We start from the raw sequence: 24,763 nt of genomic DNA on the forward strand, positions 1-24,763 counted from the left end.
TTAAGGTAACTTCCAGCCTAGCGCTAACTTTTTTCCTTATTCAAGGAAAAGGCTAGGGAGTTACTTATGTTAACACTAACCTAGCGCTCATGCCTTATAATACAAGGTATATATTAGGAGTTCTTATGTCACAATACAATCCCACAACAGCGGATTTTGAAGCCCTTTTAACAGAATCTTTTCAAACTAATGATCTTAATGAAGGATCTGTTGTTAAAGGTCGTGTTATTGCAATCGAAAAAGACATGGCTATTATTGATGCTGGTCTTAAAGTCGAAGGACGTATTCCTCTCAAAGAATTTGGAGCTAAAGCAAAAGATGGTTCTTTGCAAGTTGGCGATGAAGTTGAGGTTTACATTGAACGCATTGAAAATGCGATGGGTGAAGCTGTTTTATCGCGTGAAAAAGCACGGCGCGAAGAAAGTTGGGTCCGTTTGGAGGAAAAATTCAATGCTGGTGCGCGCGTTGATGGGGTAATCTTTAGCCAAGTAAAAGGTGGTTTTACAGTCGATCTTGATGGTGCCGTTGCTTTCTTGCCTCGCAGCCAAGTTGATATTCGTCCCATTCGTGATGTTTCACCCCTCATGCATAATTCACAGTCCTTTGAAATTTTGAAGATGGATCGTCGTCGTGGCAATATTGTGGTCTCACGCCGCACTGTTTTAGAAGAAAGTCGCGCTGAGCAACGTTCAGAAATTGTACAAAATCTTGAAGAAAACCAAATCGTTGAAGGTGTGGTGAAAAATATTACAGATTATGGTGCCTTTGTTGATCTTGGTGGGATTGATGGTCTCTTGCACGTTACAGATATGGCATGGCGGCGTGTTAATCACCCATCTGAAGTGCTCACAATTGGCCAAACGATTAAAGTTCAGATTATTCGCATTAATCAAGATACGCACCGTATTTCTCTTGGAATGAAGCAGCTTGAAAGTGATCCTTGGGAAAGCATCAGTGTCCGGTATCCGATTGGTAAAAAAATTACGGGTGCTGTTACCAACATTACTGATTACGGTGGTTTTGTTGAAATTGAACCAGGAATCGAAGGGCTGATCCATGTTTCTGAAATGAGCTGGACAAAGAAAAATGTTCATCCTGGAAAAATTCTGTCTACATCACAAGAAGTAGAAGTGGTTGTTCTTGAGATTGATCCTTCTAAACGGCGTATTTCTCTTGGCTTAAAACAAACATTTGAAAATCCATGGGAAGCTTTTGCCAATAAATTTCCTGTCAATTCGCAAATTGAAGGAGAGGTTAAAAATAAAACAGAATTTGGTCTGTTTATTGGGCTTGAAGGCGATGTTGACGGTATGGTTCATTTGTCTGATCTTGATTGGAACCGTCCTGGTGAACAAGTTATTGATACTTACAATAAAGGCGATATCGTTAAAGCTGTGGTCCTTGATGTTGACATTGAAAAAGAGCGCATTTCTCTTGGAATTAAGCAGCTTTCCAGCGATAAAGTTGGAGAAGCAGCTGCTTCTGGCGAATTGCGAAAAGGTGCAGTTGTAACATGCGAAGTGATTGCTGTTAACGACAATGACATTGGTGTGAAATTGATTGACCACAACCTTGAGACAACCATTCGGCGTGCTGATCTCGCGCGTGATCGTGATGAGCAACGTCCTGAGCGTTTCGCAATTGGGCAAAAGGTTGATGCTCGCATCACAGCATTTGATAAAAAAACACGTAAAATTTCAGTATCGATTAAAGCTTTAGAAATTGCAGAGGAAAAAGAAGCTGTTGCACAATATGGTTCTACAGATTCAGGTGCTTCTCTTGGTGATATTCTGGGTGCAGCTTTGAAAAAACAAGAACAAGATTAATCATCAATCATTAAAGTTGGTGTTATTATTAAGGTCACTCATTAGGAGTGACCTTTTTATTTTCTAAAAAAAATTGTCTGCTTATTTTTAAATTATTGAAACAAAAATTATAAATGCTTGCAAATAAAAACAAAAAGTTTGTTTTTTGTCTAACAACGGTTCACTATTCAGATAAAATGCTTAAAATTTAAATAAAAAACAATGTAATTGAATAACAATGGAACACTATGACGTGCATAATACCTTTCATAAAGGGCTTTTTTTCTCAAAAAGAGAAAAAAGATCATTTTATTAATACGGATTTTCCTCTTCGTGCAATTTATAAGGTACAGGAAGATCTTTATAACTTAGGGCATGATATAGCTTCTGGTAAAGAAATTTTACTCCCTGAATATGAAGGAGTAGGAGATTTTCGCAAGAGATTGAATGAAAATGCTAAAGTTATTCTTCATGCTTTTCATACCAGTGATTTTGCTGCCCGAAATGATGAAACCATCGCACCGTCTGCTCAATGGCTCATTGATAATCATTACACCATTGATAAAACCATACAAAAGCTGCGTCGTAATCTACCCAAATCCTTCATAAAGCAACTTCCTCTTTCTACACATAAAGCCGGAATACCACGAATTTTTGCTTTAACTTGGCTTTATATTGCGCATACCGATAGCAGCTTTTCACAAGAGACACTCACTGCTATGACCAACGGATTTCAAGAAGTTTGTGCGCTCACAATTGGTGAATTGTGGGCTCTTCCTTCTGTTATGCAAATGCTGCTCATTGAAAATGTCCGTCGTCTTTCAGTACGTATCGAAAAAGCGCGACATATGCGCCATCTTGCTAGTCAAGTAGCTGATAAAATTTCTCTTGTAGAAAATAAAACAAATCTACACTCTCTTTTTACGCAGTATAAACCATTTACTGTTGATTCAACTTTTTCAGCACATTTATTCTATCGTCTGCGCAGTGCATCTGTCGATTCAACCGTAGCATTAACTTGGCTTGAAAAGCAATTGAAAAGCCAAGGCAGTAGCTTAGAGATTGCAACAGCCGATGAACATACCCGACAAGCAGCAGATGGTGTGACCATGGGTAATATTATCCGTGCTCTTAAAGCTATAGATGATGTTGATTGGACAGCATGGTTTGAAACAGTGAGTTGTGTCGATTCTATTTTGCGTAAAAATAGTGATTTTTCTGAAATTGATGCTCACTCACGCAATATTTATCGACAAGTCATTGAAAAAGTTTCTCGCTTTTCGCCTCTTAGTGAACTGGAAGTTGCACATAAAGTTGTAGAAATGGCAAATTCCACTTCTAAAGATATGCCTCATCATTCTTATGTGGGGTGGTACCTTGTTGATGATGGTCGTGGCATATTTGAAAAGGCTTGTGGATATAGCCCGCCTTTTTTCATAAAATGGACACGCACTTCTTGTTGCTCAAAATTGAGAGTTATTGCTGTGCCTGTCTCTTTTCTGACGCTCACTCTTTTGCTGGTAATTTACGCCCTTTTACAGCTATCTGGCATGACACAATGGATGTCTTTTTGCTTTACTGGATTGGCGCTTTTTCCTGCTATCGATGCTGCTTTTGCTTTATTTAATACTGTTGTTTCGTGGTTTGTCCCATCAAGACAGCTCATTGGTTATGAATATAAAGAAGGTATTCCCGAACATGCACGGACAATGGTTGTTGTGCCTACTTTAATGACATCACACGATGATATTGATGAGCAAGTGCACAATCTTGAAGTGCACTATCTTTCTAATCCTAAAGGAGCCATTCATTTTGCACTCATTACAGATTGGGTGGATGCTCCATTAAAAGAAAAGCAAGATGATCTTGATTTATTACACTATGCGCAAAAGAATATTGATAAACTCAATAATCGTTATCATCGTGATGAACTTCCTCTTTTTTTCCTTTTACATCGCCGACGCCTTTATAATACAAGCGAAAAATGTTGGATGGGATGGGAACGAAAGCGGGGAAAACTTCATGAACTCAATCGGCTTTTAAGAGGCGATAAAAACACGAGCTTTTATCCTCCCAGTCCACATCTTCCTCTGGACTGTCGTTTTGTTATGACGCTGGATTGTGATACACGTCTTACTCCAGAGAGCGTCACAAAACTTGTTGGAAAGCTTAACTATCCACTCAATCATCCCGTTTTTGATCCGCAAAGTGGAAAGATTATAAAAGGCTATAGCATTTTGCAACCGCGCATTATTCCTTCGCTTACAACAGGAAAAAAAACATCAATTCTCCAACGGGTTTTTTCTACCAACCGTGGTATTGATCCTTATGTTTTTGCTGTTTCTGATACTTATCAAGATCTTTTAGGAGAAGGTACCTTTATTGGTAAAGGTCTTTATAATATTGATGCATTTGAACAAGCACTTGATGGCAAAATTAAAGAAAATACTATTCTTAGTCATGATCTCTTAGAAGGGGGATATGCTCGCACTGCTCTAGTAAGTAGCATAGAAGTCATTGAAGACTATCCAACCACTTATAATATTGATGTTATGCGTTATCATCGTTGGATCCGCGGTGATTGGCAGCTTTTGCCTTATCTTTTTTCCCACCGTCAAATAAGTTCCGTGACGCGTTGGAAAATGCAGGATAATTTACGTCGTTCTCTTACGCCACTTATGTGGTTAATCGCAGCATTTGTAGGATGGACTCTTTTGCCATTAAAGAGTGCAATCGTCTGGCAACTATTCTTGTTGTTTAGCGCTTTCATTTCACCCATTCTATGTGTATTAAAAACGCTTGTCTCATCTAATATAGATCATTCTTTGCGTGGACATTTTCAATTAATTGGGAACAAAATTGCTTTTACAAGCGCTGATATATTTCTTAAAACGACGTTTCTTGCTCATTCAGCGTATTTTATGACCGATGCGATTATTCGTACACTCTATCGTATGACGATTTCAAAACAGCATCTTCTTGAATGGAAAACTTCTGCTGCAACAAAATCAATGCCCAATAGTTTGCGTTTCTATGTTTTTACAATGGCACCAGCATCACTTATTGGTATTCTTACTATAGCACTCCCTCTTTTTTCTGATAGTTTTGCAAGCTTGGTTGCTTTACCTTTTGGGATAGCATGGTTTTTTTCACCCTTCATTGCTTGGATTGTGAGTCAACCTTCAACTTTTCAAGATAGCCTTTATCTTTCTTCAAAAGATGAAAAAAAACTCCGTTCTATTGCACGGCGGACATGGCTTTATTATGCAACCTTTGTCAACGAACAAAACAACTATTTGCCTCCCGATAATTTTCAAGAAGATCCTGAACCTCTTGTTGCTCAACGTACATCGCCTACGAATATTGGGGTTTATCTCCTTTCTATAATTGCTGCACGTGATTTTGGTTGGATTGGTTTTGAAGAGACCATTACCCGTATTGAATGTACATTACGCTCTCTTGCAAAAATGGAAAAGTTCCGCGGTCATCTCTATAATTGGTATGAAACGGATACACTCAGGCCTCTTTTGCCTACTTATGTATCAACCGTTGATTCAGGAAATCTTGCCGGTCATTTGGTAACACTCTCTTCTGCCTTAAATGAATGGGCTGAAAAACCTCATGTTTTTTTTCAAAGTGATCGAGAAGGCTTATCGGATGTTCTTGCTATTCTTGAAGAAACTGTCAGAGAAATTCCAGATCATCAACCCAGTTTACGCTCTTTACGCCAAAAAATCGAAGAAAACATCACTCGTTTTCATGATTCTATCTTCACTTTTATAGAACAAGAAAATACGATTCTTTCTCACATCATAGATCTTTCACTTGCAGCCCATGATATTGTGCACTTAGTCGGTGAACTTGACCACAAAATTCAAACGATAGAATCTGCTCGTGCGCTTTCTTGGGCTAAATGCCTTATCGACACCTGTAACGCTCATCATCATGATGCGACTGCTCATTGTGATACTGAAAAATTATGTAAAAAACTAAACAGGTTGGCTATAGCGGCACGGCAAATAGCTTTTGACATGAAATTTGACTTTTTAGAACAGCCTAAACGGCACCTTTTATCCATTGGATATCGTGTGCAAGAAAACAAACTCGATGAAAATTGTTATGACCTACTTGCTTCAGAAGCACGTCTTGCAAGCTTTTTTGCCATCGCAAAAGGAGATATAAAACTTAAACATTGGTTTCGTCTTGGTCGACTTCTCATCCCCATAGGTGGAAAAGGTGCGCTCCTATCATGGTCTGGATCAATGTTCGAATATCTTATGCCATCTCTCGTAATGCATGAACCTTTAGGGTCTCTCCTAGATCAAACAAATCGATTGATTATTCGTTGTCAAATACAATATGCCCATAAACGGGAATTGCCATGGGGTATTTCAGAAGCCGCATTTAATGCTCGCGATCATTTAATGAATTACCAATACGCTCATTTTGGTGTTCCAAACCTCGGACTCCAACGTGGTCTTTCACGCAATGCTGTCATTGCTCCCTATGCCAGCCTTCTAGCGGCACAATATGCTCCTGCTTGCGCTGTCGCTAATTTAAAACGACTCCGTGATCTTGGAGCTTTAGGAACATATGGTTATTATGACTCTGTTGATTTTACTCCAACACGTGTGAAAACAGGGGAAAAATACGCCATTGTACGCAATTATTATGCGCACCATCATGGCATGTCTATCCTTGCTCTTAACAATGTTATTTTTCAAGGGCGAATGCGTGATCGTTTTCACCGTGATCCCGTTATTGAAGCAACACAATTGCTCTTACAGGAAAGAGCGCCTCATCTCATTCCTATTATTCATACCAAAGCTGTTAATCGTATGCGCAATAAGTCTCAAGAATTTGACGCAGCCCCTTTGCGCATTATTACAAACCCGTTACTCAAACCACGAGCAACTTTACTTTTGTCTAATGGCTTTTATTCTACCATGTTAACAGCGAATGGTTCTGGTTACAGCCGTTGGCACGATTATGCGATTACGCGCTTTATTCCTGATGCAACAGAAGATCAACAAGGTACTTTATTCTTCTTACGTGATACGCATAGTGGACGGTGGTGGTCTGTTACTGGTGAGCCAACACGTGTTATTGAAGAAGACGCTGTCAGCATTTTTACAGATGAAAAGGCTGAATATACAAAAATGGTTGATGGTATTAAATCAACACTTGAATGTCTTATTACATCTGAAGGATGTGGCGAAGGTAGACGTATTCAACTGATGAATACGACAAATAAAGACCGACTCATTGAAGTGACTTCTTATGGTGAATTAGCACTTGCCACAATGGATACAGACCAAGTTCATCCTGTTTTTTCCCGTATGTTTATAGAAACAGAAATTACTGAAGAAGGTAAAACAATTTTTGTCAAAAGGCGCAAACGCTCGCCTAGTGATCCTGAAATCTATGTTGCCCATTTTGTTTCTAGTACAACAGATATTCTCCAAGAGACAGAAGCTGAAACAGATCGCTCTCTGTTTATTGGGCGGGGGCGATCTATTCATCGTCCTGCTGCATTTGATCAAAATGCTCGTTTCAATAACAGTCAAGGTTGTGTTCTAGATCCTATTATGTCATTGCGATGCCGTATAAAAATTCCAGCCCATGGCAAAGCAGAACTTATTTTTTGGACTTTTGCTGCACATACAAAAGAAGCGTTAAATAATCATATTAAACATTATCGACAACCTGATATGTTTCAAAAAGAACTTTCAATGGCATGGACGCGCTCACAAGTTGCACTGTATCAGAGTGGAACCCAGCTTAAAGAAGCTATTATCTATCAAAAATATGCAACACCGCTTATCTATCCAGAACGAACGTGGCGTCTTCCTTCTGAAATATTAGCAAAAACGCTAGGAAAACAGTCTGATCTTTGGCCCATGTCTATCTCAGGAGACAATCCACTCTGTCTTCTTAGGTTAAATAACGAGGGAAATATAGCTGTACTGCGCGAACTCCTTAAAGCACACGAATATTGGTATATGCGTGGACTCATTGTTGATCTGGTCATTCTTAATGAACAAACATTTTCCTATATACAAAGTACACAACGCGCTCTTGAGTGGGTCTGTGAATCTTATTATCACCATACGCAAAAAGCAGATGAACGCCAACATATTTTCATGCTTCGACGCGATCAAATGAGTGAACAGAGTTTTAAAACGCTTCTTGCATCAGCGCGTATCGTTCTTGATGCCCAAAATGGTTCTTTATCTGAACAACTTAAACGACTTGATAAGAATGATTTTAATCTCACAATTCGTAAAAATTATCAAGAATCTTATAATCAATTAGACTTGCCGAGATATAACGAAGGAAAGCAATTTACAACACAAACTGAACAGAATCTTTTTTCTTCCATTGGTCTTATTAGCCAACAAAAACCCTCCTCTTTTCTCCCAAATGGAGAAGATCTCAGATATTGGAATGGTTATGGTGGTTTTAATCAGCATAATCATTATGTAATACGTCTTCGTGGACGTACCACCACACCGCATCCGTGGATTAATGTTATTGCTAATCACAGATTTGGTTTTCATGTCTCTGCTGAAGGTGCAATTTTTACTTGGGCTAACAATAGCCGCGATTATCAACTAACTCCTTGGGTGAATGATCCAACGTCTAACCGACCAGGAGAAGCTCTTTATCTGGTTGATCGCCAGTCTTTAAAACGTTTTTCACCTGTTTCTACTGTTGAATGTGATGAAAATATTGTCTATGAGGCTTGTCATGGGTTTGGATTCTCAACTTTTAAATCGACACATTCAGAAATCGCATTGGAACTGACCCATACACTTGATCCCGAAAAGCCTATTCGCTTTTCACGTCTTATTCTTACGAATGAAGGGAAAAAACCACGCAGTTTACGCCTTTATAATTATGTTGAATGGGTTTTAGGAAATGTCCGTACAAAATATGCCCCCTTTATTGTTTCCTCTTATGAGGCCAGATGGGGTGCATATTTTATTCAAAATCCCTATCACATCGAGAAATCTCAACAAGTTACATTTTTATCAGCATCCGAAATGCCAACCAGCACGACGACCAATCGCGCTGAATTTATTGGTGCAACGGGAACCGTAACACGTCCAAATGCGATCCGTAAAGCCGCTGCTCTTTCAAATACCATTGAAGCAGGATGTGATCCTTGTTCAGCATTCGCCTATGATATTGATCTTCAACCAGGGCAAACAAAAGAAATCATCTTCTATCTTGGCAGTGCTGAAAATAGGCAAGAAGCTGAAAAATTACTCAATCAAGTACGTGCAAGTGATTTTGAAATTCAGCTCACAAAACAAAAACAGCAATGGAGTGATTTTGTTTCTCCTTTCCAAGTCAAAACACCTGATGCTTCTTTTAATCTTATGGCCAACCATTGGCTTCCTTATCAAATCTACGCATGCCGCATCATGGCACGCGCAGGCTTTTACCAAGCGAGTGGTGCATTTGGTTTTCGTGACCAGTTACAAGATAGCTTGTCTTTGTTATTGCTGGAACCACAATTAGCACGTGAACAATTGTTAAATGCAGCAGCGCACCAATTTCTTGAAGGTGATGTGCAACATTGGTGGTTGCCTGACACAAATGCTGGTGTTCGCACATACATTTCTGATGATATCGTTTGGCTTGCATATGCAACAGCTCTTTATGTCACTACCACTGGTGATGACGCTTTTCTTGATACGCTCATTCCTTTTATTGAAGGTGATGTTCTCAAAAGTGGGCAACAGGATGCTTATTTTCAACCCACCCAATCCCCAAAGGTTGCAACAGTTTATGAACATTGTGTTTTAGCTTTAGACCTTGCCATTAAACGCTGCGGACCACATGGTCTCCCTCTTATTTTAGGTGGGGATTGGAATGATGGCATGAATTTGGTAGGTGTGGAAGGAAAAGGTGAAAGCATTTGGTTAGGATGGTTTCTTGGGTACACATTACAAGCATTTATCCCTTTAGCCAAAAAACGTGGTGATAACAGCCATATGCAAATATGGAGTACACACCTTGAACATTTAACAAAATCCCTAGAGGAAAACGGTTGGGATGGTGCTTGGTATCGACGTGGTTATTTTGATGATGGAACACCTCTTGGCTCTAAAATCAATGATGAATGCCAAATTGATACCATTGCTCAATCTTGGGCTGTCATTTCTCAAATGGCATCGCCGGAACGTCAAAAACAAGCAATGACATCAATGCTGGAACAGCTCTATGATAAAAAAAGCGGACTCATTCGCCTTTTTTGGCCGCCTTTTGATAAAAGTACGCTCGAGCCTGGTTATATAAAAGGTTATCCTCCAGGCATTCGAGAAAATGGTGGTCAATACACGCATGGTGCCATTTGGAGTATTTTTGCGTTGGCTGAAATGGAACAAAACGATAAAGCTTATGCTTTATTTTCTATGATAAACCCAATTACCCATGGACAAGATCCTGAAATTTATCGTGTTGAACCTTATGTGATGGCCGCAGATATTTATGCTGTTGAACCACGATGTGGTCAAGGCGGTTGGACTTGGTATACAGGTTCAGCCGGTTGGTTTTATCGCGCCGCAACACAAGCTATTCTTGGAATACAGCGTCAGGGAGACCTATTATTTTTGCAGCCACATTTACCCTCTATTTGGCCAAAATATGAAGCAACAATGAAGTTTTATGATGCCGTTTATAGCATTAAAGTAAAATGGGGACCTAAAAATATGCTCTATGTTAATAGCAAAGAATATACCGAAGTTCATACAGGGATAAAGTTACAAAAAACAGGTCAGCATGAAATTATACGTATTGTCAAATCTTAAAGATGAAAGACGAAAAAAGAGAGCAAACTTTTTTATTCTTTCCCAAAACTGTGGAGTTGTTATATTGCACCGCCTATATTAGCCGTGTTGGTGCATAATATTTTAGATTTTATGAAACTGAAAGAAAAAGGTTATGAATCATCCGGATATTGCTAGACGTGTTTACAATCACACTTGGAAACTTGATCCCATTATTCGTTCACTTCTCGATACGGATTTTTATAAACTTCTAATGGTGCAGATGATTTGGGGGTTATATCCTAATGTTAATGTTACTTTTTCCCTCATAAATCGCTCTAAAACAATACGTCTTGCCGATGATATTGATGAGAGTGAATTACGTTCTCAACTTGATCATGCTCTTAGTTTGCGCTTTACAAAAAAAGAAATGATTTGGCTTGCTGGTAATACATTTTATGGACGCAAACAAATTTTTGAACTGGATTTTCTTCAGTGGCTTGAGAATTTTCAACTCCCAGAATACGAACTCACCCGTAAAGATGGCCAGTATATTCTTCATTTTTATGGTTCGTGGGCTCATAGTTCTATGTGGGAAATTCCAGCTCTTGCTATTATAAGTGAATTACGTTCACGTGCTGCTCTCAGAAAACTAGATCGTTTTGCTCTTGATGTACTTTATGCGCGTGCTAAAGCAAAAATGTGGAGTAAAGTTGAACGTCTCAAAAAATTGCCTGATATTAAAATATCTGACTTTGGGACAAGGCGCCGCCATTCTTTTTTATGGCAGCGCTGGTGTGTGGAAGCATTAAAAGAAGGCATTGGCAATTCTTTTACTGGAACTTCTAATGTTCTTCTTGCCATGGATACGGATTTAGAAGCTCTTGGAACCAATGCACACGAATTGCCTATGGTTATTGCGGCTCTCAGCAACAACGATGATGAATTACGCAGAGCTCCGTATCAAGTCTTGCAAGATTGGAACCGTTATTATGGTGGAAATCTTCTCATTGTTTTACCTGATACCTTTGGTACAGAAGCATTTTTACGCAATGCACCAGATTGGGTCGCTGATTGGACGGGTTTTAGACCCGATAGTGCTCCCCCTATTGAAGGTGGCGAACGTATTATTCAATGGTGGAAAGAAAAAGGAAAAGATCCATGCAAAAAACTTTTAATTTTTTCTGATGCTCTTGATGTTAATACAATTGAAAAAACCTATCATCATTTCCATGATAGAGTACGCATGAGTTTTGGATGGGGCACGGATCTTACCAATGACTTTACAGGCTGTGCACCTCAGGAAATCGAAACTCTTGACGCTCTTTCCCTTGTTTGTAAGGTGACTCATGCCAATGGTCGACCAGCTGTAAAACTTTCAGATAATCCTGAAAAAACGATCGGTGATTCAAAAGAAGTACAACGTTATCTTAATTTTTTCGGTAATAAAAACCGAGTTTCTAGACCTATAAAGATATAGTTTCCAGCTTTTTAAAACGGATATATTGACTCATCATATTTTCTATAAAGTTGATCTCTCTAAGGATGAGGGTTTTTAGCCCTTGCTGGTTTGTAAAAAGTTTGACTGCTTGTCGAACCGATTCCTCTTGACTTTCCACACATGCGATTTACTGACGTAAGACTCGACAGATAGGATTTCAAAATATTCACTACGCATTAAAATATTTAACATGCCAAGGAGGTTTATATGCCTTATATCTTTGTCATAAATAATTTTGTTTATGGCATGGCTACTATGATTTTGCATGTTAAATGAAAGCGCACGAACATTTTGTTTCATATGCATCTTGGATATGGAGAGGTTATATTTAAAACTTGAAAGAAAATTCCTTCTCTCAATAGTTCTTATAAATAAGTTAAAGTTTAAAAGAGTATCTCATAACGCCTTTTCTATCCCTATGAAGATGGACGCGTTACAATGTAAATAGCAATCAACAATAATATAACTGTAACGAGTAAAGAAATCCATAAAGGAGGATGTATCATCACAAAAAAGGATAAAAATCCCCCCGTCATACTCATCACTGCAAAAATTTTAACAAATGGAGAGATAGCTTTTTTCTCTTCCCATCGTTTAATAGGGGGACCAAAAATACGATGATTATTCAACCATTGATGAAAACGTGGAGAAGAACGCGTAAAACACCATGAGGCAACCAATAAAAAAGGCACAGTTGGCATAATAGGTAATACGATACCGATAATACCTAATATAACCATTGCCCACCCTGCTATATAATAACAGATACGCAAAGGGTGTGATATCTTGAAATCTTTTTTCATTTTCTCGTACTATTTCCTCTACGTAAAACCCTATACAAAAACATTGTATCTATTTTCTTTACTGTTTGCATGTTTGAGTGCGCAATCACTTTCTACCACGTCATGTGTAAGCATCTCTGCTGTCGTAAGTTCCTTGAAAATACCGAATGGTTTACGCAATATGATAATCACTTTAAATGATTTCAAGAAATGAGAAGAGATTTTAGAAGAACAAAAAATAAAAAGGCTGCAGAATAAATCAATGCAGCCTCTTAATTAAGAATGCAGTCTTGGGGGGGGGGAGAATATATACTGCATTCACTTGCTAGACTTTAGGAGGAAAATAATCTAGCAGCTGGACTTCTAATTAAAATAGGCATGAGAAACAATATATAAAAATGCATGGCTGATATGCATGAGTTTTATCACTTTTAAGTTTCTTGAACAGTGTTTCGACGAAAGAAAATCATCATGAAAATGGCAATAAAAATCAACGTCAAGATCAACACAATTGTGGAAGCAGAGTCAGAGCCGATAAATAAGCTGAGATAAATCCCTAAAAAACCAGAAAAAGATGCAATAAGTATCGCGATTATTAACATAAAGGAAAATCGCTTCGTAACAAGAAAGGCAATTGCTCCCGGCGCTATTAGTAAAGAAATAACAAGTACAATTCCAACAGCTTTCAAGGCTGCAACAATTGTAAGAGAAATCATCGTTAGAAGGGTATAGTGGAGTAGAGATATTGGTAACCCCATTGCACGACCTTGAATTGAATCAAAAATATACAGCATAAAGTCACGCCATTTTGCTGCTAAAATAAGAGTGACAATAGTAGAAATAATCGCTGTCTGCGTAATATCAAGCCAGTTAACACCCAAGAGATTACCAAATAGAATATGATTCAAATCTAAGCTACTATAAATAGAGGTGGCTAAAACAAGCCCCAAACCAAACATCGAAGAAAAAACCACGCCCATCACTGTGTCCTGTTTTATACGGCTGTTGCTTCCTAAAAAACCCGTTAATAGCGCACACACCATTCCTGCAACAAAAGCACCGCACGTAATCAAAGTCATTGTAACATTAGCTGGACGCATATGCTGAAACCAAGCAAATGGCAAAGAAGTCAAAAATGCTATCACCCATGGTGTTGTCATATAACCAACAACAACACCTGGAAAAACTGCATGGGAAATGGCATCACCTAACAGTGCCCATCCTTTTAAAATAAGAAAGCAGGAAAGCATCGCCATTGGAACAGAAAGAATCATGACAATAAGCATACCCTTAAGCATAAAAGAAAATTGAAACGGAAGCAGTAATTGATCAATCATGATAATATCACACCCTTTTTTGCCGCATTTATACGTAAGCGTGCAGCAATAAACCCGTGTTTAGGAGCAAAAATAAAAGCCAAAATAAATAAAAATGCCTGAAAAAGTACAACAACTCCCCCTGTTTGTGCATTCAAAAAATAACTTACATAAACACCCAAGACACTTGTGAAGGTTCCAATTACAACTGCAATAATCAAGACATTTACGAAACGATCACTTAAAAAATAGGCTGTTGCTCCAGGCGTTACGACAAGACAAATGACCAAAAACGCTCCAACTGTTTGCATAGCAGCAACAGTACAAGCGGCCAGCAATGTGAAAAAGAGAATTTTTAAAAACTTTACGTTTAATCCAATGGCATGTGCATGTGTTTCATCAAATAACGAAACAAGAAGATCTTTCCATTTCAAAAGCAATATAAGCAAAGAAAAAAAGCCGATGAAAGCCAATTGTAGAATATCTGATGAACTGACGGCTAAAATATTTCCCAAAACAATCGTATCAATATTAACAGCCATTGGTTTTAATGATTTAAGAAATAACCCAAAGGCAAAAAAGGAAGAAAAAATGAGCCCAATAATGGTATCTTCTTTCAGTTTTGTTCGCTGATTAAAAAAGAGCATTGCTGCTGCCGCAAGACCACCAGAAAAAAAAGCTCCAACTGAAAAAGGTAAGCCTAGAAGGTAAGCCCCGGCTACACCAGGAACAATAGAATGAGAAAGTGCGTCGCCGATGAGTGACCAACCTTTTAACATCAAAAAAGCTGAAAGAAAGGCACAAACACAGCCAACTAATCCCGAAACCCACATGGCATTCACCATATATTGATAGCCCAATGGCTCAAGCAACCAAGAAATCATGCAACGTGCTCCACTCTTTCAGTATTCTCACAAACTGCAGACTGCTTTCCTTCCATGAAAATATTATTTTTTTTCGTGTCTTGAAGATCAAAAATATGGTGGTGCAAAGATCCTCCAAAAGTTTTTTCCAGATTTTGCTTTGTAAAGATTTTTTCTGTTAATCCAGAAGCTAAAACCGTTCCTTTTATTAAAACCGTATGATCACAAAATTCACGAATAGAACCTAAATTGTGAGTTGAAACCAAGATTACTGCTCCTTCTTTACGAAGATCTTGTAATAAAGCAATGATTTTATCTTCTGTTGTAACGTCAACACCTGTAAACGGCTCATCTAATAAAATGGCTTTTGCTTGCTGTGCTAATGCGCGCGCCAGAAAAACACGCTTTTTCTGCCCACCGGAAAGTTCTCCAATCTGGCGCTTGGCAAAAGCCAACATATCAACACGTTCTAAGGCAACACGAACGGCTTCATAATCTCGTGCACGGGCATAGCGCAAGAAATTCATATGACCGTACCGTCCCATCAATACGACATCTTCAACCAGAACAGGAAAATTCCAATCAACATCTTCACTTTGAGGAACATAAGCAATAAGGTTTTTTTTCAAAGCCATATCAACGGGCAAATCAAACATGCGAATTTTTCCCTTTGAGGGGCGTACAAATCCCATAATCGCTTTAAATAATGTTGATTTACCGGATCCATTAACGCCAACCAATGCCGTAATAGACCCCTTTGGACTTTCAAAATTCACTTCGCGTAAAGCTGTATGCCCATTACGATAAGTTACCGTTATTCCTTGGGCAAAAATTCCACATTCCGTCATTGGCTTTTTGCTCCCTCTAATAAAGCATTGCTAATACGCCCACTCGTGATACGTAATAAATCAATATAAGTGGGGACCTCACCATTTTTCTCACTCAGAGAATCAACATAAAGAACACCACCGTATTTAGCTCCTGTTTCCCTTGCCACTTGTTTAGCAGGTGCTGGAGAAATTGTGCTTTCAGAAAAAACTGCATGGATATTGTATTTGCGAACCATATCAATAACATGCTTAACCTGTTGTGGTGTTCCTTGCTGGTCAGCATTGATGGGCCATAAATAAAGTTCTTTCAGATCAAAATCACGTGCCAAATAACTAAATGCACCTTCACTCGTTACAAGCCAACGCTTATCTTGAGGAACTGCTGCCAATTCCATTCTGATTGGATCAATTGTTGCACGAATCTTCTGTTTATAAACTTCAGCATTTTGTTTATAAATTTCTGCGTGTTCAGGATCATATTTTACAAAAGCATCGCGAATATTATCAACATAAATCAAAGCAGCGGTTGGTGACATCCATGCATGAGGATTGGGTTTACCGCTAAAGGGACCCTCACCAATTTTAATCGGTACAACGCCTTTTGAAACAACAACACTTGGAATATCCTTGATATTTTGAAAAAACTTTTCAAACCAAAGTTCTAACTCTAATCCATTCCATAATATAAGATTTGCGCCTTGCGCACGCATTAGATCACGTGGTGTAGGTTGGTATTCGTGAATTTCAGCACCTGGTTTTGTGATTGATTCAACATCTGCAGCATCACCTGCTACATTTCGCGCCATATCAGCAATGATGGTGAATGTTGTAACAGCTTTAAATTTACCAGCACATATCGCTAAATTGGGAGTAAAAAAAATAAAACTCCCCAAAATTATAACAAAAAACTTTTTTATATTCATTGATTTTTCTCTTTATTGCGAATGATTTGCATTATCATTTAGCAATAACAGTTATCATTCACATTTGCAATGAAGGATTCTTACAAAAAGAAACTTTTCAAGCTTTTTAAAAACAATTCTTTTTTGCCTTGAAAAAAAGCTGATGATTTTAAAGAAAAGTGCTTTGTTATTTTGCAAAGCATTTTATAAAAAGCGGAGATATTTTTCTAATTTATTGAAGTTTATGTTGTATGGTGATTGTATGCTCATAAAGTTTGTGTTTTTTGCACCCTATCAATCAACATCTTGTTCTAATGCAGCCATATGTTTAAGACAAATATTAAGATTCTTACGAGTTTTATAAATAGTGCTAGCTTTTATCTTCTAGAATAGAGCAAAAATATTACAATCTTATTTGAGTTTATCTTTTGAAACGGAAACGCAGCCTCTTTGGAAAAAATATGAAGATGCAAAATGAAACGATCTTCTAATTATCCTTCCTCTTTCATTCGGTTTTACATAAAATGAATTTTGAAAACCTAAAAGGTTTTAGTGTGGTATTTATAGCTTTAATAGATCAGTCAAGTTATTTAAAAAGCTGTTATGGGGTTTGTGCGACTTTCAAAAGAGGTTTTTCATTCATGGAATGCGTATTGTCTTATGTTTTTACACTTATTTTTCAATGAGATCACAACCTTCAGAGAAAACAGAATACTCAAAATAGAGCATTTATCATGTCATTCATGCGCTTGTTTTAATAAAACATCTCTCTTGTTATATTCATTTTACGGCAATGTCTGTGAGCCGTATAATATTCCATCAAGGGTATAAGATCCATTAGGCACCATCATTTACTTTACAAAATGGCCAATCAGTACCATCATTCTATTTGTCGATATCCAATGCGGCATTATTAATCCCTAATATTGCGACAGTATTTGGCATTTGAGAGCGTTTATAAGAAATATTTTTACTTCTTTTTTATGATTTTTACACAACCATTCTACTTGTAATGTGAAAACAAAGGATTTTGATTTATTCAAAAATGGCTTGAAATGATAATTTTTTCGATATTTGTAACTCTTATTTAACGTGAAAGGTGATAAATTATCATTATAAATCAATATATTGTGAAAATAACTGTCTTTCAAGAGATTCCATAGATCTCGAATACTTCAAAAAATAAAGGAGCACTCAAAAGTACTCCTATTTTATAAAATAATCTGACAAAAATATATTCAACAACGAAGACAAGCGCCTGTCGTTTTGGTGACATTTTCTACCACTTTTGCGGTAATTTCTTCTAGGTCTTTATCTGTCAAAGTGCGTTCAATCGGTTGAATAGCAATTTCAATGGCAACAGATTTTTTATCTTCACCAAGGCTTTGATCTTCAAAATGATCAAAAACCTGTACTGAATGAATAAGTTTTTTATCTGCTCCACTGGCAGCACGAACAATGAGAGAAGAAGCAACTGTTTTATCAACGATAAATGCAAAATCACGTCGTACCATTTGAAAAGGTGAGAGTTTCAAAGGAGAACGGCTTTTCGTTGTTTTTTTCTTTGGTTCTGGAATTCGATCTAGAAAAATTTCAAAGCCGCATAAAGGACCACTGACATCTAACGTTTCTAATGTAGCAGGATGAAGAACACCAAAAAAACCAAGAATAATCTTTGATCCAAGTTTTATGACACCTGAACGACCAGGATGATACCAATCCGGTACTCCAACTTCAATCTGCACTTTCCCAACATCTATGTCGCATGCTTCTAAGACAGCTAAAGCATCTGCTTTAGCATCAAAAACATCAACTGCGGTTGCATTTCCATTCCAAAAACGCCCAGCCCCTTTAAATTGCTCTGTTCCGCGACGAATTCCGCTAACAACACGCTGTTGTTTATCAGGGGTATCGCCTTCATAAATGTTAGAAACTTCAAACAAAGCAAGATCAGAAAAACCACGATCAGCATTTCTCTGTGCTGCCATAATCAAACCAGGTAAAAGGGAAGGACGCATTACTGACATATCAGCAGCAATAGGATTAACTAATTTAAGCTCTTCTTGACCTCCTCCAAAAGCAAGAGCTTGATTTTCAGAAATAAAAGACCATGTTACCGCTTCTTTCATACCACGTTGCACTAGAGCCAAACGTGTAGCACGTGAACGAATTTGTGCGCATGTTAAAATTTGATCTTTTCCTTCTGCAAAGTTTTCCAAAGGAATAGGTTTAATTTTATCTAACCCATAAATTCTCATAACCTCTTCCACCAAATCGGCTTTACCCATAATATCAGGGCGCCATGATGGTACTTTTACCGTAACGACTTCTCCTTTTCCTTCAACAAAAAATCCAAGTTTTGTTAAAATAGAGATGACTTTTTCAGGTTCTATTTCCAAATTTGTTAAACGTTTAATTTCAGCAAAAGGAAAAGCGATCTGTTTGATTTCTTGTTGCTGATAGCCAACGATCCTCTTTTTAGATACTTCACCACCACAAAGACGTAAGACCAATTCTGTTGCAATCTCAAGTCCTGTTTCTATAAAAGCCGGATCAACACCTCGTTCAAATCGATAACGTGCATCACTGATAAGACCTAATGTTCGCCCTGTTTGTGCAATGCTTCGCGCATCCCAAAGCGCTGATTCAATAATAACGCGATGTGTTTTTTCATCACAACTTGTTCTTTCACCGCCCATGATACCGGCAATCGAAACAACCCCCTCGTCATCTGCAATGACACAATTCTGAACGCCCAGATGATAGATTTTTCCGTTCAGTGCTTGAAGCTGCTCTCCCTCACGCGCGCAACGTACACACAAATTACCTTTAATTTTATCTGCATCAAAAACATGGAGTGGACGACCAAGGTCAAAACTGATGTAATTGGTCATGTCAACAAGCGCATTAATCGGTCTCAAACCAATTGCATTCAAACGTTGTTGCATCCACTGTGGTGATGCACCATTTTGAACATTGCGTACTTCACGCCAAGCAAAACCTAAACATAATGATGAATCTTGCGAAAAATCTAATGAAACATCGAGAGGCATTTCAAAAGCAGTATCAAATTTTGGTAAAGACAATTCTTTTAATTGTCCGATTCCTGTAGCGGCAAGATCACGTGCAATACCACGAACACCTGTGCAATCGGAACGATTAGGGGTCAAACCAATATCAATGACCGGATCATCTAAACCAGCATAAGCTGCAAATGAACCTCCAATAGGACTATCTTCTGGAAGTTCAATAATCCCGTCATGCTCATTTGATAATTCAAGCTCTGCTTGTGAACACATCATCCCAAAACTTTCAACACCTCGGATTTTTCCTACAGATAATGTTACATCAAGTCCTGGAATATAAGTGCCTGGTAGTGCTAGAACACCAACAAGACCTGCTCGTGCATTTGGTGCTCCACAGACAACTTGAACAGGTGTAGCAGTTCCTGTATCCACTGATAAAATTTGAAGTTTATCTGCATCAGGATGCTTTATTGCTGTTAAAACTTTTGCAATCACAAAACCTTTTAAAAAAGACCGATCATCAACGTGATCAACCTCAAGACCGATAGCAGTTAATTTTTCACAAATTTCATTCAAAGATGCATTTGTTTCTAAGTGATCTTTTAACCACGACAATGTAAACTTCATTTTAAAACCTCACATGAAAGCGATGACTAAGATCACACATTTTTATTAGGAAAAAAAGCAGGCATATCAAAGCAACGAAAGCCATAATGGTCTAACCAACGCAGGTCAGCATCAAAAAAAGCTCGCAAATCAGGCATACCGTATTTCAACATGGCAATACGATCAATGCCCATACCCCATGCAAAACCTTGATATTCATCTGGATCTAAACCAACATTTTTCAACACCTGGGGATGCACCATTCCGCATCCTAAAATTTCCAACCAATCCTGTCCTTCTCCGAACTTTACTTCTGAACCAGAACGATCACATTGAATATCTACCTCCATAGATGGTTCGGTAAAAGGGAAAAAGGAGGGACGAAAACGCATTTTTACAGAGGGAACTTCAAAAAATGCTTTACAAAAAGTTTCATGCAGCCACATCATATGAGCAATGGTGGAGGTTTTATCAATGACAAGACCCTCGACCTGATGGAACATGGGTGAATGTGTTGCATCCGAATCCATACGGTAAGTTTTTCCAGGAATAATGATCCGTATCGGTGCTTGTTGTTTTTCCAGTGTGCGAATTTGCACGGGTGATGTATGAGTCCGCAATAATTTTCGCTTCCCTGTATTATCAACATTAAAAAAGAAGGTATCATGCATTTCACGCGCTGGATGCCCTTCAGGAAAATTCAATGCCGTAAAATTATAATAGTCTGTTTCAATATCAGGTCCCTCTGCAAGAGAAAAACCCAACTTCGTATAAATGGCAATGATTGCCTCAATCACCTGTGAAATAGGATGAATACGCCCCCGTTCTATAGGAGAAGAACGAACAGGCAAGGTAACATCGACCGTTTCACGAGAAAGACGAGCATCCATTGCTTGTCTTTTCAGAAGATCACGCTTTTGCGCCCATAATTCTAAAATACGATTTTTTAATCCATTAAGAACTGGTCCAACTTTATGGCGTTCGCCAGCATCCATTTTTCCTAATTCTTTTAATTTTTCAGAGATACTACCTTTTTTACCCAATGCTGCAATACGCACTTCTTCAAGTGCTTGTTCATCACCTGCTGCCTCTAAGGCTAAACAAATTTCTTGTTCCAGACGCTCAATATCATTCATATTTTTGCCTATTTTTTAATAAAGAAAAACCCGCACTCGCAATAGCCAGCACGGGACCTCGAATAAATGAATGCTTTAAGAGAACACGACTGGCTTATTTGACAGCGCCTTCGAAAGCATTAGGTGTCGTATCTTTTAAATATTCTAAAGCTTTTTTTGCCGAAGCAACTAAAGCAGAAAATGCTTCTGCCTCATGGATTGCTATATCTGAAAGAACCTTACGATCAACCTCAATACCGGCTTTTGATAAGCCATCAATAAAACGTCCATAAGTCAAACCTTCTGCACGAACAGCTGCATTAATTCTCTGAATCCACAAAGCACGGAAAGTACGTTTCCTATTTTTGCGATCACGATAAGCGTATTGCTTTGAACGATCAACCGCTGCTTTAGCTGCACGAATGGTATTTTTACGACGACCGTAAAAACCTTCAGCCTGTTTAAGAACTTTTTTGTGCTTAGCGTGTGCTGTCACACCTCTTTTCACACGAGCCATATTATAATCTCCTCAAAATCAAAAGCGTAAGGTTTAAATACCATTCGGCAAATAATGCTGAATGACTTTTTTAGCATCTTGTTCACACAAAACCATTGTTCCACGTGCATCGCGAATAAATTTATTCGAACGCTTAATCATGCCGTGGCGCTTACCAGCAGCTGCTACTTTAATTTTGCCTGACGCAGTGATTTTAAACCGCTTTTTAGCGGATGATTTGGTCTTCATCTTGGGCATTTTGCTACTCCATACATTAATTGATTCAATCAAACATTTTATTCACTCAAGCGGACCAACGCTTGAACAAGCATTTAAACAGCCACGGCATGCCCTGCCGGGCGGTTTCAGAAATGTTTTCATAAGCTAGTATACACAAAATAGCAAGACCGTATTATAAAAAAATGGGTGCTCCATTGCCTTGAATTTCAACCAAAGGTGCCGGAATAGCATTTGTTTTGCTGGCTGCTTTACATAAATCGGCAATAATGCATTGCGTACATTGTGGTTTACGGGCTTGACAAATATAGCGACCATGTAAAATCAGCCAATGATGCGCATGGCGAATATAATGAACCGGTATAATCTTTAATAATTTTTTCTCAACAATCTCTGGGGTTTTTCCAGGTGCTAAACCAAGACGATTGCTTAAACGAAAAATATGTGTATCTATTGCCAATGTAGGCTGACCAAAAGCAACATTCAAAACAACATTAGCCGTTTTGCGCCCCACTCCAGGAAGGGCCATGAGTGCTTCACGCGTATCGGGTACTTGACCGCCATATTGATTAATTAAACAGTTGCAAAGCGCATAAACATTACGTGCTTTTGCTCGCCAAAGACCAATTGAACGGATATGATTTGCTATTTCTTCTTCCCCTAATGCAACCATTTTTTCTGGTTGATCAGCAAGGCGAAATAATTCTTTTGTCGCTTTATTAACGCTTACATCTGTCGCTTGAGCCGAAAGTACAACGGCAACCAAAAGCGTAAAAATATTTGTATAGATAAGATCACTCTTAGGCGTAGGGCGTTGCACAGAAAAACGGCGAAATATTTCTGCAATTTCATCTTTGTTATATAATGTACCAGATAAATTTCGCGATTTTGATAATTTTATGGTACGTTGAGTCATTGAACTCTCTTAATCTTCTCTCTTGAAGTTATCATTTACGCTCGCCATATGAGAGGAATGCAGCGAACATTTTATATAGAGTTTGGTCAAGTAACGCCGCTTTTCAAAGAGGATACTCATGAATGACACATGTGACGCCTTTCTCCAATCCCTTTCTTTTAGGGTTTGAAACCGTAGAAAAAATATTGCAACGTATCGGTAAAGCTGATGAGGCTTACCCAGCCTATAATATTGAACGTTTGCATAAAAATGATGATGCAAATCATATCCGGATAACTTTGGCTGTTGCTGGATTTAAGATTAATCATCTTAATATTTTGCTCGATGATAATCAATTGGTTATTCATGGTAAACAAACAGACAACCAAAATCATCAATATTTATATCGCGGTATAGCTGCGCGACAATTCCAGCGAACCTTTGTTCTCGCGGAAGGGATGCATGTTACAAATGCCGAGTTGAAAAATGGTCTTTTATCAATTAATCTGTATCAACCAAAGTTAAAAAAAGAAATAAAACAGATTCCAATTAAAGTCAGTAGTGGTGAGTCATAAAAGTTAAGGCGTAAAGGAATAGTGAAATGGGAGAACATAAACAAAACTTATCGTTTCAGAACACAGCCTACTCTGATGCGGGACAGATTGCCTATTTAAAAAAAGTTTGTACTGATGATTTGGCTAAAAACTTTCCAGATCTTCCACCAATGACTCCAGGCATTACCATATGGGCTCTCTTTGGTGAAACAGGTTATCCTATTATTTTATCCGATGAACGCTCTATCGCTCTTGCTGGAGCCAATGAGCATGAACTACAAATTGTAACTTTGCACTAGATGCCCTTACGAGAAAAACGGACTCCTTTATAAATTCTATCCGTTGTTCTCATAAAGGGTATAATATGAGTTATAGTTATAATGAGATATGATTTATATTCATAATTAAGCTTTTACAATGGGAGATAGTCCCGAATATCGTAAAATTCTCTCATTTTAAATCCTCTTATATTAAAACAGTTAAAATCACTTGTTTGTAATGTCATAAGCAAGGAGAGTCATGTGGATAAAAACACTTGAAGAAAGGAATAAAAATGCTTTTTGTGAATTGTCTTAATTGTCAATGACTTTGTAATATTGGGGATGGGTAAAATGCATGATGGTGTCTGTTTGCTTCTTCATAAGTGGTGAAGATGCTGCCTTTAAATTTATATGATTCACAGGGTTTGTTATACTATTCATGGACGCTGTTGTGAAATGGATCCGAGCGCACTGAAAAATGTTTCTTTAAAATGAATGCGTGAATTAGTAATACAAGTATATTTGTTTGGGGCGTTCTGTTCTTCCTGAAGGGACTAACTCCATTGAAGAGTGTGAAAAACAAAAACATGAGACAATGCCTCATCATTATTTAAAAGATATTTCTATGAATGCGTTTGAAAGGTGTAAAGCTAAATTGTCAGGAGATGATAGGTTTTTACCATTACGCCTTTATGTTCTTTCCAAATTACACTGTCTTCTTGTTCCAGAAATTACGCAAACAGATAGATGTAATATACCCACAAAATCTGGTATATAAAAATCTGGAACAGTTCGTGC

16 protein-coding genes are annotated in these 24,763 nt (G+C 38.1%); 6 read left to right on the forward strand and 10 right to left on the reverse strand.

Features of this window, described 5'->3' with window-relative positions:
* The first annotated feature begins 125 nt into the window (after nucleotides 1-125).
* The 3 genes from rpsA (at nucleotide 126) to pncB (ending at nucleotide 12,062) form a co-directional block, all read left to right on the forward strand.
* Nucleotides 126-1,826: a 30S ribosomal protein S1 gene (rpsA, locus tag ACFIKI_RS00875; protein WP_026500132.1), complete on the forward strand. Its 1,701-nt coding sequence runs from the start codon at nucleotides 126-128 to the stop codon at nucleotides 1,824-1,826.
* A 227-nt stretch (nucleotides 1,827-2,053) separates the two neighbouring features.
* Nucleotides 2,054-10,624: a GH36-type glycosyl hydrolase domain-containing protein gene (locus ACFIKI_RS00880; RefSeq protein WP_375665219.1), complete on the forward strand. Its 8,571-nt coding sequence runs from the start codon at nucleotides 2,054-2,056 to the stop codon at nucleotides 10,622-10,624.
* Between the two features lie 133 nt (nucleotides 10,625-10,757).
* A complete protein-coding gene (gene pncB, locus ACFIKI_RS00885) occupies nucleotides 10,758-12,062 on the forward strand; it encodes a nicotinate phosphoribosyltransferase (RefSeq protein WP_375665221.1) in 1,305 nt (434 codons plus the stop codon).
* Between the two features lie 437 nt (nucleotides 12,063-12,499).
* Here the strand turns inward: pncB and ACFIKI_RS00890 are convergent, their stop codons facing one another.
* From ACFIKI_RS00890 to nth, 10 genes are all read right to left on the reverse strand, one after another.
* Nucleotides 12,500-12,886: a YbaN family protein gene (locus tag ACFIKI_RS00890; RefSeq protein ID WP_375621991.1), complete on the reverse strand. Its 387-nt coding sequence runs from the start codon at nucleotides 12,884-12,886 to the stop codon at nucleotides 12,500-12,502.
* 410 nt (nucleotides 12,887-13,296) lie between these two features.
* On the reverse strand, nucleotides 13,297-14,202 hold the full coding sequence (locus tag ACFIKI_RS00895; RefSeq protein ID WP_375665222.1) for a metal ABC transporter permease: 906 nt from the start codon (nucleotides 14,200-14,202) through the stop codon (nucleotides 13,297-13,299).
* Nucleotides 14,199-15,065 (reverse strand): metal ABC transporter permease, encoded by an 867-nt coding sequence (locus ACFIKI_RS00900; protein WP_375665225.1) that lies wholly within the window; start codon nucleotides 15,063-15,065, stop codon nucleotides 14,199-14,201. Before ACFIKI_RS00900 ends, ACFIKI_RS00895 begins: the two co-directional genes overlap by 4 nt.
* Nucleotides 15,062-15,892: a manganese/iron ABC transporter ATP-binding protein gene (locus ACFIKI_RS00905; protein WP_375665227.1), complete on the reverse strand. Its 831-nt coding sequence runs from the start codon at nucleotides 15,890-15,892 to the stop codon at nucleotides 15,062-15,064. Before ACFIKI_RS00905 ends, ACFIKI_RS00900 begins: the two co-directional genes overlap by 4 nt.
* A complete protein-coding gene (locus ACFIKI_RS00910; RefSeq protein WP_375665229.1) occupies nucleotides 15,889-16,797 on the reverse strand; it encodes a metal ABC transporter substrate-binding protein in 909 nt (302 codons plus the stop codon). Before ACFIKI_RS00910 ends, ACFIKI_RS00905 begins: the two co-directional genes overlap by 4 nt.
* Before the next feature lie 1,217 nt (nucleotides 16,798-18,014).
* A complete protein-coding gene (gene pheT / locus ACFIKI_RS00915) occupies nucleotides 18,015-20,429 on the reverse strand; it encodes a phenylalanine--tRNA ligase subunit beta (RefSeq protein WP_375665231.1) in 2,415 nt (804 codons plus the stop codon).
* 32 nt (nucleotides 20,430-20,461) lie between these two features.
* Nucleotides 20,462-21,544: a phenylalanine--tRNA ligase subunit alpha gene (pheS, locus tag ACFIKI_RS00920; RefSeq protein WP_375665233.1), complete on the reverse strand. Its 1,083-nt coding sequence runs from the start codon at nucleotides 21,542-21,544 to the stop codon at nucleotides 20,462-20,464.
* A 94-nt stretch (nucleotides 21,545-21,638) separates the two neighbouring features.
* Nucleotides 21,639-22,040 (reverse strand): 50S ribosomal protein L20, encoded by a 402-nt coding sequence (rplT, locus tag ACFIKI_RS00925; protein ID WP_012754515.1) that lies wholly within the window; start codon nucleotides 22,038-22,040, stop codon nucleotides 21,639-21,641.
* 33 nt (nucleotides 22,041-22,073) lie between these two features.
* Complete coding sequence (gene rpmI, locus ACFIKI_RS00930; protein WP_183193590.1) at nucleotides 22,074-22,277, reverse strand: 50S ribosomal protein L35; 204 nt, start codon at nucleotides 22,275-22,277, stop codon at nucleotides 22,074-22,076.
* 154 nt (nucleotides 22,278-22,431) lie between these two features.
* On the reverse strand, nucleotides 22,432-23,172 hold the full coding sequence (gene nth, locus ACFIKI_RS00935; protein WP_375665236.1) for an endonuclease III: 741 nt from the start codon (nucleotides 23,170-23,172) through the stop codon (nucleotides 22,432-22,434).
* A gap of 122 nt (nucleotides 23,173-23,294) precedes the next feature.
* Between nth and ACFIKI_RS00940 the strand changes: the two genes are divergently transcribed.
* The 3 genes from ACFIKI_RS00940 to ACFIKI_RS00950 all read left to right on the forward strand — a co-directional run bounded on the left by ACFIKI_RS00940 (nucleotide 23,295) and on the right by ACFIKI_RS00950 (nucleotide 24,743).
* Nucleotides 23,295-23,726: an Hsp20 family protein gene (locus ACFIKI_RS00940; RefSeq protein WP_012754518.1), complete on the forward strand. Its 432-nt coding sequence runs from the start codon at nucleotides 23,295-23,297 to the stop codon at nucleotides 23,724-23,726.
* A 26-nt stretch (nucleotides 23,727-23,752) separates the two neighbouring features.
* A complete protein-coding gene (locus ACFIKI_RS00945; RefSeq protein ID WP_375606172.1) occupies nucleotides 23,753-24,004 on the forward strand; it encodes a DUF1150 family protein in 252 nt (83 codons plus the stop codon).
* 487 nt (nucleotides 24,005-24,491) lie between these two features.
* Nucleotides 24,492-24,743, forward strand: a complete 252-nt coding sequence (locus ACFIKI_RS00950; protein WP_375621981.1) for a hypothetical protein — start codon at nucleotides 24,492-24,494, stop codon at nucleotides 24,741-24,743.
* The last annotated feature ends 20 nt before the right edge of the window (nucleotides 24,744-24,763 follow it).

It is taken from the genome of Bartonella sp. TT121SHDZB (assembly GCF_042193415.1).
In the GTDB taxonomy this organism is placed as follows: domain Bacteria; phylum Pseudomonadota; class Alphaproteobacteria; order Rhizobiales; family Rhizobiaceae; genus Bartonella.